The 13293-nt window shown below is 44.9% G+C and carries 12 protein-coding genes; 9 read left to right on the top strand and 3 right to left on the bottom strand.

The window, feature by feature from the left end:
• Nucleotides 1-24: 24 nt before the first annotated feature.
• Nucleotides 25-546 (bottom strand): DUF2058 domain-containing protein, encoded by a 522-nt coding sequence (locus AC3CH3_RS06835; RefSeq protein ID WP_019820462.1) that lies wholly within the window; start codon nt 544-546, stop codon nt 25-27.
• A gap of 415 nt (nt 547-961) precedes the next feature.
• Between AC3CH3_RS06835 and AC3CH3_RS06830 the strand changes: the two genes are divergently transcribed.
• The gene (locus AC3CH3_RS06830) at nt 962-2296 is read left to right on the top strand and encodes a sphingomyelin phosphodiesterase (RefSeq protein ID WP_488538035.1); all 1335 of its coding nucleotides are present in this window, start codon (nt 962-964) and stop codon (nt 2294-2296) included.
• Between the two features lie 39 nt (nt 2297-2335).
• On the top strand, nt 2336-3286 hold the full coding sequence (locus tag AC3CH3_RS06825; RefSeq protein WP_488538161.1) for a chromosome partitioning protein ParA: 951 nt from the start codon (nt 2336-2338) through the stop codon (nt 3284-3286).
• A 4-nt stretch (nt 3287-3290) separates the two neighbouring features.
• Here AC3CH3_RS06825 and AC3CH3_RS06820 read toward each other — a convergent pair whose 3' ends face one another.
• Nucleotides 3291-4325 carry an AraC family transcriptional regulator gene (locus AC3CH3_RS06820; RefSeq protein WP_488538034.1) on the bottom strand — a complete coding sequence of 345 codons (1035 nt, stop codon included), beginning with the start codon at nt 4323-4325 and terminating at the stop codon, nt 3291-3293.
• A 170-nt stretch (nt 4326-4495) separates the two neighbouring features.
• Between AC3CH3_RS06820 and AC3CH3_RS06815 the strand changes: the two genes are divergently transcribed.
• The 7 genes from AC3CH3_RS06815 (at nt 4496) to purT (ending at nt 11733) form a co-directional block, all read left to right on the top strand.
• Nucleotides 4496-5509: a DUF2804 domain-containing protein gene (locus tag AC3CH3_RS06815; RefSeq protein WP_488538033.1), complete on the top strand. Its 1014-nt coding sequence runs from the start codon at nt 4496-4498 to the stop codon at nt 5507-5509.
• An 87-nt stretch (nt 5510-5596) separates the two neighbouring features.
• The gene (locus AC3CH3_RS06810) at nt 5597-6445 is read left to right on the top strand and encodes a sterol desaturase family protein (protein ID WP_488538032.1); all 849 of its coding nucleotides are present in this window, start codon (nt 5597-5599) and stop codon (nt 6443-6445) included.
• A 198-nt stretch (nt 6446-6643) separates the two neighbouring features.
• Complete coding sequence (sbcB, locus tag AC3CH3_RS06805) at nt 6644-8068, top strand: exodeoxyribonuclease I (RefSeq protein ID WP_488538031.1); 1425 nt, start codon at nt 6644-6646, stop codon at nt 8066-8068.
• A 25-nt stretch (nt 8069-8093) separates the two neighbouring features.
• Nucleotides 8094-8465: a CidA/LrgA family protein gene (locus AC3CH3_RS06800; RefSeq protein ID WP_004734867.1), complete on the top strand. Its 372-nt coding sequence runs from the start codon at nt 8094-8096 to the stop codon at nt 8463-8465.
• Nucleotides 8466-8467: 2 nt separating this feature from the next.
• Nucleotides 8468-9145 (top strand): LrgB family protein, encoded by a 678-nt coding sequence (locus tag AC3CH3_RS06795; RefSeq protein ID WP_488538030.1) that lies wholly within the window; start codon nt 8468-8470, stop codon nt 9143-9145.
• Nucleotides 9146-9502: 357 nt separating this feature from the next.
• Nucleotides 9503-10390, top strand: a complete 888-nt coding sequence (cdd, locus tag AC3CH3_RS06790) for a cytidine deaminase (protein ID WP_488538029.1) — start codon at nt 9503-9505, stop codon at nt 10388-10390.
• Nucleotides 10391-10557: 167 nt separating this feature from the next.
• A complete protein-coding gene (gene purT, locus AC3CH3_RS06785) occupies nt 10558-11733 on the top strand; it encodes a formate-dependent phosphoribosylglycinamide formyltransferase (protein WP_017077980.1) in 1176 nt (391 codons plus the stop codon).
• 151 nt (nt 11734-11884) lie between these two features.
• On the opposite strand, the gene AC3CH3_RS06780 is transcribed toward purT, so the two are convergent.
• The gene (locus AC3CH3_RS06780) at nt 11885-13207 is read right to left on the bottom strand and encodes an IS4 family transposase (protein ID WP_488537318.1); all 1323 of its coding nucleotides are present in this window, start codon (nt 13205-13207) and stop codon (nt 11885-11887) included.
• Between the last annotated feature and the right edge of the window lie 86 nt (nt 13208-13293).

Here is a 13293-nt window from a genome sequence, read left to right as displayed (position 1 = left end):
TAAAATGGAGCTAGGTAAAACGGACTACCACATTAGATCATCTGGGATCACGAAGTCTTTGTACGGGTCATCTTCGTCTACTTCGTCTGTGGTACCTGCCTGCGTATCAACGATAGATTCTTCGTCGCGCATAGCAATCTTGTTCGCTACTGCTGTTGGAATAACAACATAGCTCTCGCCTTGACGAGCAATACTTAGAATGCCTTTACTTAGTTGCTTTTGAGTCAGCTCTTCTACGTAAAGGTATTTAACTAGCGTACCATCGGTGAAGTTGTATTTGATCTCACCGTTCTTCTGTTCGATCTTGTTCATCTCAATCAGTTGCTTCACTTGAGCTTTAATTTCTTTGCTCAACTGCTGTTCTTTCAACTGTTGGTTTAACTCTTTGTCTTTCGCTTGCTGCGCCAGTTTAGTTTCTTCTGCTGCCGCTTTTGCTTCACGAGACTGAACGCGAGACTTTTTAGAGCCTTTCTTCGCCTTCTTCAATTTTTTCTCATTTACCAAGCCAGCTTTAAGCATCTGCTCTTGGAGTGTTAACTTTGCCATGACTTTCCCAGTTCAGGATTAAAAACGGCACTATCATACCTGTTTTTAAGGTTTCTGTTTACTGAACAAGAGTAAATTACAGAACAATCGCAAAATTTGTGCTGATAGCTCTAAGCTGTATCCATATTCCCTTCTAGTTGCTCACAATCTCTACCCTCCCCGAACAAACAGTTGTCACTTAAGCACGCCAACATTGGCTGTTCTACCGACTCGAAACCATTATCTGACTCTATTATTCGCGCGCGTACCATTTATCATTACAACAAGACAATATGTTAATTTTCAATGGTTAATCAATTTTATAAAACCTTGGCATATATCTCATATTTGAATAAATGCCATAGAGTTATAACTCCAATGTCATAACTCTTGACTACGTTATTCTAGACATCAATCAATAAGGATAACGTAAACGATGAAAACTCAATGGACTTGGTTAGCTGCACTTGTGGCATCCACATCAATCGCTTCGACCTCTACCATAGCAGACACTGACGTGTATCTCACCAATAACACCAATCAAGTAATGACCATTCAAGCCAACCACAGCGGTACCGACCTGCTTCAACTCGGTGATGAGTGGCAACAGCATGTTGAACAGATTGGTCCTTGGGAGACGAAGAAGCTGATCAGTTTTAACCGCTGGACTGATGTGAAATCTGGGAAGACCTATGAGTTTGACACTGTGGTATCGAACGCTGTGGGTGAGAGTGTCACGCTCAACCAAACCATGAAGGGACATTGGTATAACTCGACACTGCAACATGGTTTGAGTGCCGCAGACGTCAACCTAACGTTGCATGACGACCGTAATATTCATCGCAGCACCACCGATGCGTTCGGGGTCAATGCAGAGCTAGCACTTAAAGCCGATTCTACGGCGCGTTATGATGATATTTATTACACCATCACCCCGTCAAAAGTGGATGAACAACCAGAGCCGGATGCCAATACACTGAAAGTCATGACTTACAACATCTGGGCGCTGCCTGCTATCGCGTCGCATATTGGTGACCGCTACGATCTTCTCCCTCAATATGTAAAAGGCTACGACGTGTTGGCGCTTCAAGAAGTGTTTGCTAACGGCAGAGATGAATTCTTGCGTGAACTTGCGAAAGAGTATCCTTATCAAACTAAAATGCTCGATAAAGATGGGATTAACATATACGACGGTGGTGTGATCATTGTCAGCCGCTACCCTATCGTTAACGAAGCTCAGTATGTTTTCCCTGATTGTACGGGCACTGATTGCTTTGCAGATAAAGGCGTTAACTACGCGGAAGTGATCAAGAATGGTCAGGCTTACCATGTTTTCGGTACCCACACGGCATCATTCGATACGGACACCGCTCGTGATTACCGACAACGTCAATTCAAGCAGATGCGTGCACTAGCTCAGTCTCTGAATATCCCGGCATCAGAAACTGTGGTTTACAGCGGTGATTTCAACGTGAACAAGCTCAAGTTCCCAGGCGACTACCAACAGATGTTTGCTAACCTGCAGGCTGATGAACCAACATACTCAGGTTACACCACGTCTACTTTTGACCCTCACATCAACAACTTTGCAGGCGAACCTATGTCGGGTGGCGAGAATGTTGAGTATCTCGATTATGTAGTGGTGAGTTCAGAGTATGCTGCTAAAGCTCATAACGACAATCGTGTAGATGTCCCAAGATCAACAAGCAGTGAGTTATGGAAACACTACAACCTTTCAGACCACTTCCCTGTTAGCGCCCTCATTAAGTAACTCGGCGAACCCATAATGCATCGAGTCATCTTAATCCTAATGCTCGTCTTAACGGCGAGCATTGTTGGCTACTCATGGTCATCAAAGCCTGCTGAAACATCGCTTTCTTCCGCTCAACACACAGAAGCAAAGCCGCAGATTTCTACGACAACTGATGACGACAATTCCCCACTAACTAAAACCGGCAGGTCGGAAAACTCAGCATCGCAGAGCAATCAATCCCAAGCTGAATCCCGGGGCGGAGAAACGCATGTTAAAAACTTAAGCGAACTTGAAGGTAAAGCTCTATTCGATGAACTCGATGGGTTCTGGGCGCTTTGCAAACAACGCGATGACTGCACTGAACAACTCGTACGATTGAAATCAGAATTACCGAGCATATGGTTTGAGTTACTGAGCGACTATCCGCAGCTATTCGTCGATTGGCAATTAACCCAAAGCACTATCCCACTAGAATCCATAGAGACTCTTGAAGAGCGTGTTGCCCTATTCAAACAGTCTGCACGGCAAGTGTGGGGAGAGTTGGCCCACCAGCTATTCGCAGACCAATTTGCTCATCTAGATTTTACGCTTGACGCCAATACCCTTGAAGAGAACGAAGCGAGCCAGTTTTTGGCCAACTATCAAGATTTGCTTAGTGAATGGCAAAACAATACAGCGACATTAAACGCCGAAACACAGCTTCAAAAATATGAACTGGCAGTCTCTTTGATACCCAGCAGCTATAGCCCTGCTGAAATCGCATCAGTCAAAGCCGACCTTCAAGAAACCTACTTAGATGAAACGCAGACCAGCAAAATTACCGCGCGAGAACAACAAATCGCACAACAGCAACAAACCGTGATGACTTATCATGAGCAACTTGATCAGCTCAAAGCGACCTTGGACTCTCAGCGAAGCTCAAGTTATGCCACTTGGACTCAACAAGATTGGGACAGTTACTATCAGCAGCAAGTATCCGATTTCAGGGAGCAGTTTTTTAGCAAGTAACGCTTTAACTTAAACCGTTACGGAACTGAGCAGGCGTTTTATTGAGCCACCCTTTAAACGCCCTTCTGAAATTTGCAGGGTCGCTATAACCAAGCCTTTCACCAATATCATCAATGCTCATGGATGTGCCAAGTAATAGCTCTTTGGCTAGTTCCACTCGAACTTCGGTAAGCAATACTTGATAACTGGAATCATGAGTAACCAGCTCTCTCCTAAGCGTGCGAGAGCTACAATCAAATTCGTCTGCGAGCTGTTCTATATTCGGGAAACAGCCTGCGGTTTGATAAAAGATCGTTTTGATCTGGTTAGTCAGCAAATGTTCCGAGCCCAATGTCTCAACTATCGACTGGCAAGACGCAAGGTAGCGCTTCAGTGTCGCTGCATCATGAGTCAATAAGGTTTGTGACAAAACCGAGGCATCAAAACGCAGTTCACAATGGCTCTGCTCAAAAACTACAGGGCACTGGAAACGCTCGTCATAGAGCTTGGCGTAATTAGTGCGAGCATAAGGCAAAGCCAAAGTGTGAATATCCAACTCATGACCAGTCAGTTCTTTGAACAAAGAGACGATTGAACTCAAGAAATACTCACTGCAGAAAGGAAGCAGATCGCCCACTTCCAAGGTGTTCTCAATCTGAATCACTGCTTGCTCGGAATCTAGAAACAATTTAACCGAGAAGATAGGTCCATTCAGGCGCAAATACTTGAAGCCCGACTTGATGGCCTCCCCGACATTTTGACTGGTCGATAGCGCATAACCCAACACACCAAAGTGGCTCAAGCTAGCGTGCTCCCCCAACCAAAGCCCCAAGCCATCATGAGGAAAACTCTGATTAGCCGCGCTAAACAACGAAAGCTTGTCAGCGTAAGTCAGCTTTCCATTCGGGTCTCGCCAATCCATGGTTTCTAAACCCACATCCATGAGTAGTCTTTCAATATCGACGCCTCGTTGCTCTAGCGTATTTAACAGCAGCGCAATATCTAATGTACCCAACTGATACCGATGTCCGGTTGGCTTATACTCCGCGATAATCTCCAATCGTCTCTCCTTATATCGAGCACATTCCCATAAATATGACTACTCAGCCTCAACAACACATGCTGACAAAATCGTGACTGGTAACGCGCTCTTGTCCGAATATGACCTCCCAATTCTACGCGACTCATCGCACAATGGCTTTAGTTGTTAAATTTATGTGAACCATCGCAATGATAAAAACCAGCCCAGCCCCACACAGTTTGATTGATTCGAATGGTCAGCCGACCATCGGACATTTCGATGGCATCCCTAAACACCTGAACATAGAGAATTTTGACTATCGAAACTCGATGGATGCAAAAGCAAACTCTTGGCAGAAGCACTTCCACTACAAACAATTCCAGTTTGTCAGCATCGTCACCGACACACACATTATCGGCGTCGCTATCGCGGATATTCGTTACTTAGGCTCGGCATTTTGTTATCTGTACGACATAGAAAACAACCATCTGGAAGAGTCATCTTGGTTGAGGCCATTAGGGTTTGATAAGCATGTAACGCCTTCACCATTTGAAGGAAAGACAAGCATTGCAGATCAAAGCATTACTTTCGATATTGAAGGCGGACAATGGCGAGTTCGCTTGAATACCAAACTCATCAAGGCCGATATCGCTTTAGAGCCTGAAACTGATAGCTTTCCCATGGCGATGTGCAGCCCAACCGGTTATTCAGGTTGGACTTACACTCAAAAGCACAATGCTTTGCGCATCACGGGCGATATCCAAATCAAAGAAGAATCACTCGATCTCGAACCAGCTCGTGCTGGGTATGACTTTTCAGCGGGTTACATGAGACGTGAAACCAGTTGGCGCTGGGCAAGTATCAACACGCAATCCAATGGCAGTGATATTGGCCTGAACCTCGCGGCGGGCGTGAACGAAACCGGAGGCTGCGAAAACGTATTATGGGTGAATGGAACCCGGCACTTACTTAACCCAGTACAGTTTACGTTTAGTCGCCAAGACACTAATTTACCTTGGCAGATAACATCGCAAGATGAGCGTATAAACCTGACCTTTACGCCCTTAAATAACCGTAGCGAAAAGCTCAATTTATGGCTGTTAAAGAGTAACTTTCGTCAGTTCGTTGGTTACTTTTCTGGCTCGATTGAAGACAACAATGGAGTGACACACCAACTCGATGGTGTTCTTGGTCTAACAGAAGATCATTTTGCACGCTGGTAGCGAAATTCTGCTGACTGAATCTCAGACGATCAAGTCTAAGTAAACTTGATACTAAGAACGCGTATGGTGTCTCAACAAGGATAAAACATGAATATCGACGCATTAATCAATCACCCAGAATGGCTACTGCTAGTATTAGCGCCCTTATTCATGGTGTGCATGTTGGCTGAGTATTTTATCGGTCAGAAACAAGGTCGACTGCCAGATAATTCTAGCTATAAGCTTTCAGAAGTAATGTGTAACTTCACGCTTGCAGGAATGCATCAACTCTCCGATTTACTCACCGGGTTATTGGTCGTTCAGCTGTATCTCTGGATGTTTGGTTGGCGTTTAATGGACATTGAAATGGGCGTGCTGAGTTTTGTTGTATTGATGGTGTTACAAGACTTTTTCTATTATTGGTTCCATAGAGCAAGCCATCGTATTCGCTGGATGTGGGCGGCACACGTGGCACACCACAGTTCAGAAAGCATTAACTTCAGTACGGCTTTCCGTCAAAGCTTAATGTATCCACTTGCGGGTATGTGGTTGTTTTGGGTACCGTTAGTCATCATAGGTTTTGACCCTAAATGGGTGATCTTTGTGGTGCTTCTGAATCTAGGTTTGCAGTTCTTCGTCCATACACAATGGATACGAAGCTTGGGGCCACTTGAATACATCTATAACACCCCTTCGCATCATCGAGTACATCACGGTCAAAACCCGCAATACATCGATAAGAACTACGCCGGTGTTTTGATCATTTGGGATAAGTTGTTTGGTACGTTCGAGCCTGAAGTTGAAATCGTGCGTTACGGCGTCACTAAACCAGTAAACAGTTTTAACCCGATAGTCGTCACCTTTCAAGAATGGAAGGCTATATTCAAAGATTTAAAAAACCGAGAACTAACCATAAAACAAAAAGTACAGCTGATACTTTCACCTCCATCTGATTAGGTGAGAGATTATGATTACTAAGAAATAGCCACGATTAGATTCAAAAGCATACCCATTGACTCGATTGAATAGTAAAGCACCGTTTTCCGACAATTTATTTGTGATCTGGGTTGCGCGCGTACCGCATACTATCAGATACTGAACAAAACTAACCTTCAGCCACAGTAAACGTTCCGCGCTTGCTGTTCAGGAAATTCAATGAGTTCAGATAATCAGCCGACCTACTTCTTTTTCGATTACGAAACGTGGGGCGTTAGCCCAGCAAAAGACCGTCCGAGTCAATTTGCGGGTGTTCGTACCGACCAAGATTTCAATGTTATTGGAGAGCCTCTCGTTATCTATTGCCAACCTCCTGCTGATTACCTCCCTGCGCCTGAAGCTGCACTGATCACCCGTATCACACCACAAAAAGCGGCTTCACAAGGTCTTCCTGAACCAGAGTTTATCGCTAAGATCCATGCCGAGTTGGCGAAACCAAACACCACAAGCCTTGGCTACAACAGTATTCGATTCGATGATGAAGTAACGCGTTACACCTGTTACCGAAACTTCATCGACCCATATGCGTGGAGTTGGCAGAATGGCAACTCGCGTTGGGATCTGTTAGATGTAATGCGCGCTGTTCACGCACTGCGCCCTGAAGGCATTGTTTGGCCAGAGAACGAAGAAGGTTATCCAAGCTTCAAACTGGAACACCTATCTGTGGCAAACGGCATTGAACACGAAAACGCGCACGATGCGATGGCCGATGTTATTGCGACCATCGAGTTAGCGAAGAAGCTGAAAGCTGCACAACCTAAGATGTTCGATTACCTTTACAACATGCGTCATAAGCGTAAGCTGAATGACCTAGTTGATATCGTAAACATGACACCATTAATGCACGTTTCTGGCATGTTTGGCCGTGACTGCAACTACACCAGCTGGATTGTACCTATGGCTTGGCACCCAACCAATCAAAATGCCGTTATCGTGGTTGATTTAGCCAAAGATCCAAGCCCACTGTTAGAACTGGACGCTGATGAACTCAGAGAAAGGCTCTATACCAAACGCAGTGAACTGAGTGAAGACGAGTTACCCGTACCCATCAAATTGGTTCAACTGAACAAGTGCCCTATTCTTGCTCCAGCCAAAACGCTGACGGCTGAAAATGCCGAAACCATCGGTATCGATCGCCAACAATGCTTGAAGAACTTGGCACTGCTGCGCGAACATCCAGAGATCCGCGAAAAACTGATCGGCCTGTACTCACAAGAACGCGAGTACGAAAAGAGTGATGATGTTGATACACACCTTTACGACGGTTTCTTTTCACCTGCTGATAAAACAGCGATGAACATCATTCGTGAAACTGACCCAAATAACTTGGCAGCTTTAGATATCACCTTCGGTGATGAACGTATCAAACCGTTACTGTTCCGTTATCGCGCTCGACATTTCCCATGGACGCTCGACGAAGCTGAGCAATTGAAATGGGCGAACCATTGTCGTGAGTTTTATGAGAGCCGTTTAGAAGAATACATGCTCAACCTTGAAAACCTCGCGCATGAACATGAAAGCGACGAGAAGAAAATGGCTATCTTGAAGGCGGTTTATCAATACGTAGAAAAGTTAGCTAGCTAATTCCACTATCAAGAGACGTAACACTTTGAAAGAAAGATTGATCCAACTGGTTTACTGCTTAATCTCCTTCACCTTAATCATAGGTGCACTTACAGCAGGTAACGCGTTACAGCACTTTTTGGATACCTCAATCCCAGGCAGTATTTTTGGCATGTTGATTCTGTTTGCCGCCATGGTGATTGGTATTGTTCCTTCGCACTGGGTACAACCCGGTGCAAGCTTGATTATCCGCCTAATGATCTTACTGTTTGTTCCGATCAGTGTAGGGTTGATGGATCACTTCGACATGCTCATCGCGAACGCATTGCCAATTATGGCGAGCGCCGTTGGCGGCACGTTGCTGGTGTTGGTGTCCTTATCATGGTTTTTAGACCGCTTGCTTTCGAGAGGTAACTGATCATGTGGATTCTACTCACCATCGTGGTATTCCTGTTTGCTCGCTGGGTAAGTCAAAAAGTAAACTCACCGCTGTGTAATCCCCTGCTGATCAGCATTGGTATCATCATTCCGATACTCACGTTCTTCAAAGTACCGTTTGAGACTTACTATGCAGACAACACCTGGATTACCTACATGCTGCAGCCTGCGGTTGTTGCCCTTGCTTATCCGCTTTACGAACAGCTATCTCAAATCAGAGCCAACTGGCGCATCATCACCTTTGCTTGCACACTAGGTAGTGTGATGTCGATGACAACGACAGCATTAATCGCAGTGGCTTTTAAAGCGGACTTAACTTTGATTGCGAGTTTATTAGGTAAGTCAGTCACCACGCCAATTGCTATGGAAGTGTCGAGCCATTTAGGTGGTGAGGCAGCGATTGCGGCAATACTAGTATTGATTGTCGGTCTGTTTGGGGCAATTTTTGCTTACCCAATCTACAATCTCATTGGCATTAAGAGCCCTATCGCGCGTGGTTTAACCATGGGTACCGTGTCTCACGCTTTAGGTACTGCGACCTGTGCTGAAAAGAATCAGGAAGATGCTGCATTCAGTTCGTTGGCATTGGTTCTTTGTGGGGTTATCACCTCAATCATTGCACCGAGTATATTTTCGCTCGTGGTTTGGTTCTATTCTTAACCACTTTGATTACAGTTTATACGCGCTCTAATCGATGAGTTGGTAAATAACTAAACTCACTGGTTCGCGACTTTTAAGCGTTACAGATATCAATAAGCCCAAGCATAACCTGATTATTTCAGTGATAGCTTGGGCTTTTTTCTCTCATTTATTCATCAATACGTGACAAACCAAACTCAATTTCAAGCAATAAGTGCGATATCAATGGTAGTTTTTACTCTTGCAATCGATTTCATCTGTGACCTCACTCTAATTATGCAAACCAATGTAACAACAACAACGCAGTAGTGATCAAAGTCACAGAAAATTCCTGAGCATTGCATAGAATTAAAGCCTAAGGTCAATTAAGGATTCAACATGAACAGTCGTATTACCCTGGCGCTGGAAAGTGCTCCAACAGCAATCAAAGCACTTTTGAGTGACATCGTATTAGCAGACAACTTTGACGCGACATTGTCTCCAGAACAATTTGCTAGCCTACTGCAAGCAAGTGGTTTAGCGGATGACGAGCTACGTATTGCGCTACTTCCTTTTGCCGCAGCCTATTCTTACGCTCCGCTATCTGACTTTTATGTTGGTGCAATCGTGCGTGGTTTGTCTGGCACTCTGTATTTTGGTGCAAACCTTGAAATCGCTGGTGCTCAACTTGGCCAAACAGTACACGCCGAGCAATCTGCAATCAGCCACGCTTGGATGAAAGGCGAACAAGGTATCTCTGATATCACAATCAATTTCAGCCCTTGTGGTCACTGTCGTCAATTCATGAACGAACTGACCACAGCGAAAGAGCTTAAGGTTCAGCTTCCACAACGTGATGAAATGTCTCTGCAAGAGTACCTGCCAGACTCATTCGGCCCTGCTGATTTAGGTGTGACGACTGGCCTAATGACTAAGCTTGATCATAAGCACACGACTGAAGAAACAACGCCTATTGTTGTAGAAGCGCTAGCAGCACTAAACCGCAGCCATGCTCCTTACACCAAAAACCTAAGTGGTGTTTCACTGCAATTGACGTCGGGTGAGATTTTTACGGGTGCTTACGCTGAAAACGCAGCGTTCAACCCGAGCTTACCTCCTCTACAAGTGGCGTTGATTCAACTTAAACTGGCTGGCTTCGATTTTGATCAGATTGAAAGTGCAGCGTTGGTTGAAATTGCCGAAGGTAGCATCAGTCACCTAGCGGATACGCAATCTACATTAGAAGCGATTAATCCCGACATTCCAGTGACTTACTTAGCAATCTAAGTACATCTAATTAACAATATTTTAAATAAGCAGCCCTATTTAACGGGGCTGCTTTTTTTATACCTGTAATTAACACAACAACTTGCGCAAACGTTTGCTTTTATCATTGAAATAAGTATGATCACCCCGTTTTCAATCAATCGCTCAAAAGATCGGAAGGAATTTCTATGTTTGGTACTGCTACTCGTGAAAATGCTACTCGTGTACTTCTATTAGGTTCAGGTGAACTCGGCAAAGAAGTTGCTATCGAGTGCCAACGTTTAGGCTTGGAAGTTATTGCATGTGACCGGTACGCAGACGCACCCGCGATGCAAGTTGCACATCGTAGCCATGTATTAGACATGTTAGACGGCGATGCACTGCAAGCAGTCATTGAACTTGAAAAACCAGATTATGTGGTTCCTGAAATTGAAGCTATCGCCACCAGTAAGTTGGTAGAGCTAGAAGCACAAGGCTTAAATGTCGTTCCCACTGCAAATGCGACTAAGCTAACGATGAACCGCGAAGGTATCCGTCGCCTAGCTGCAGAAGAGCTGAAGCTGAGCACTTCTCCTTACCGCTTTGCAGACACCTTTGAAGACTTCGCTGCCGCTGTTGAATTCGTGGGCATGCCTTGTGTTGTTAAGCCAGTAATGAGCTCTTCAGGTAAAGGCCAAAGCGTTATCAAAACAGAAGAAGACATTCAAAAGTCTTGGGACTACGCACAAGAAGGCGGTCGTACTGGCGCGGGTCGCGTAATCGTTGAAGGCTTCATCGACTTTGATTACGAAATTACGCTTCTAACCGTTCGCGCTGTTGACGGTGTGCATTTCTGTGCGCCTATCGGTCACCGCCAAGAAGATGGTGATTACCGTGAATCATGGCAGCCACAAGTGATGTCAGACAACGCACTTAAAACCGCGCAATACACCGCTGAACAAGTGGTTAATGCACTAGGTGGTCACGGTATCTTCGGCGTCGAGCTGTTTGTTAAAGGCGACCACGTGATCTTCAACGAAGTGTCCCCTCGCCCACACGATACTGGCTTAGTGACTCTGATGTCTCAAGACTCATCGGAATTCGCACTGCACGTACGCGCCTTTACTGGTATGCCGATCAAATCAATCACGCAATACGGTCCATGTGCATCAGCGGTTATCCTAGGCCAAGGCACTTCAACCAACATTCGTTTTGAAGGTCTTACAGAGGCGCTAGACGCACCACAAACGCAAGTTCGCTTGTTTGGTAAGCCTGATATCGATGGTCGCCGTCGTCTAGGTGTAGCGCTTACTCGTCGTAACAGCACTGAGACAGCGATTGAAGATGCAATTGAGAGTGCTTCTAAAGTAAAAGTAATTTACTAGCTGTTAATTACCATTTTCTAGCTAATGACTACTAATTGGTAACGACTAACTCAGATCTGAACCATTACGTTCTCGCATCTGAACAATCACGACTTCAAATCTGAACAATAAAAAAGACGGGCTATCGAGCCTAATGCCGTTCGGATAAGCATTACTGCTTGAACCTAAACGGATATTTGGCTGGAACAAAGAGGACTGAACGTGGAAACGTTCGGTCCTTTCTTTTATCTGGAAGAATGAAGTGACTCAGACTTTCTCTCATTCTTTTAAGTTTGACTGGTAGGGTTCCGTCTGGACTTAAAGCTAGCCAACGTAATTGCGCATCAATAAGGTTAATTGCGGCGGTAAAACTGACCCTAGTAGCTCGAACCCCGGCTTCTGAAGCTATATTAACCATCTCTAATCGCACTAAGTTATAGGCAAGTAATACGCCCCAAAGCTCTTGCTTCACTCCGGCAGAAAAACGACTTCGTAAAGTGACGTGACTTTGCAGTTGAGTCTGTTTAATTTCACCATAACCTTCTTCTATCTCCCAGCGTTGCCAATAAATACGCAGCAGGCTTTCTAACGAGTATCTACTAGGGTCTGTAAGTGAAGTAATAAAACCTTTTATCTCACCTTTTGGCTCTTGATATAGGACTAATCTGGCTTCCCAACGTGCGGGTAAATTTGGGTTCTGCCGTTGAGCTTGAGGAGAGATAGGCATTGAAATGAGCATGTCGTTCTCAGCATATTTCTCCAACACTTCATAGCGTAGCTTACGTTTTGTAGGCATTAACCAGTGAGCATTTTCCGCACTCTCTTGCCACGACAACAAAAGGTCTGCCGAGAAATAACAACGATCAAATAAGGTCAATGAATGTGCGGGGACATCATTGAATAGACGCTTAGCTAAGGTCGTTTCACCGACATGACAACCATCAAAAGCTGCCCCCATAATCATTCGAGTTTCTGTTGACATCAAAGCGACTAAACGAAGTTGAGGATAAGGTTTTAATTTTTTAGAGATGAACCCAAATTCTTCAGCGTTCTCTGTGGAATCTTGACACCTAAATGTTGTCCCATCGACAGCAAGAACATTAAGCCCTAAGTCTTTGTCTTGTTGAAGGATATCTTCGCGCCAAGCCTTTACCGTTGTGTGAAACAGAGCCGCTAACGGACTCTCATCTAGACGTCGACGTGAATCAGTTAGGACACTGGGTGCAACACGAGACCAGCTATCTTCAGGTTTAGGCTGAAGTGCGATGTCTAATGAACTGCATACTTCTTTGATAGACATGTTGCGTTGCAGCCCCATCCAAATAACTAACCAGACAGCTTGCTGAGCGGGAAGTCGGCGTCGTCTTATGCTCGCTTTATTGGTTTCAAGAAGAGCTTGTTCTATCCACTCAATCTGAATGGCGTCGACGACAGATTCATAATTGTCGGCATCTTCAATGGTCTCGTGTGCCATTGCTAATTCTTGTTCAAGCATAAAAAATCCCCATCAACGTTGTTGATGGGGATTATCTGCTAACTGCAAGATCGTTCAAGTCTTCTTAAACGATCGGCATTAGGCTA

It is taken from the genome of Vibrio sp. QJM3NY_35 (assembly GCF_057785915.1).
The sequence above is the reverse complement of the archived record's forward strand: the minus strand, read 5'-3'. Positions and strand labels throughout refer to the sequence as shown.

Bases quoted from the DNA above. Each gene is read 5' to 3' on its own strand.
- AC3CH3_RS06835 (WP_019820462.1), bottom strand. From the start codon at position 546: ATGGCAAAGTTAACACTCCAAGAGCAGATGCTTAAAGCTGGCTTGGTA.
- AC3CH3_RS06830 (WP_488538035.1), top strand. From the start codon at position 962: ATGAAAACTCAATGGACTTGGTTAGCTGCACTTGTGGCATCCACATCA.
- AC3CH3_RS06825 (WP_488538161.1), top strand. From the start codon at position 2,336: ATGCTCGTCTTAACGGCGAGCATTGTTGGCTACTCATGGTCATCAAAG.
- AC3CH3_RS06815 (WP_488538033.1), top strand. From the start codon at position 4,496: ATGATAAAAACCAGCCCAGCCCCACACAGTTTGATTGATTCGAATGGT.
- AC3CH3_RS06810 (WP_488538032.1), top strand. From the start codon at position 5,597: ATGAATATCGACGCATTAATCAATCACCCAGAATGGCTACTGCTAGTA.
- sbcB (WP_488538031.1), top strand. From the start codon at position 6,644: ATGAGTTCAGATAATCAGCCGACCTACTTCTTTTTCGATTACGAAACG.
- AC3CH3_RS06795 (WP_488538030.1), top strand. From the start codon at position 8,468: ATGTGGATTCTACTCACCATCGTGGTATTCCTGTTTGCTCGCTGGGTA.
- cdd (WP_488538029.1), top strand. From the start codon at position 9,503: ATGAACAGTCGTATTACCCTGGCGCTGGAAAGTGCTCCAACAGCAATC.
- purT (WP_017077980.1), top strand. From the start codon at position 10,558: ATGTTTGGTACTGCTACTCGTGAAAATGCTACTCGTGTACTTCTATTA.
- AC3CH3_RS06780 (WP_488537318.1), bottom strand. From the start codon at position 13,207: ATGCTTGAACAAGAATTAGCAATGGCACACGAGACCATTGAAGATGCC.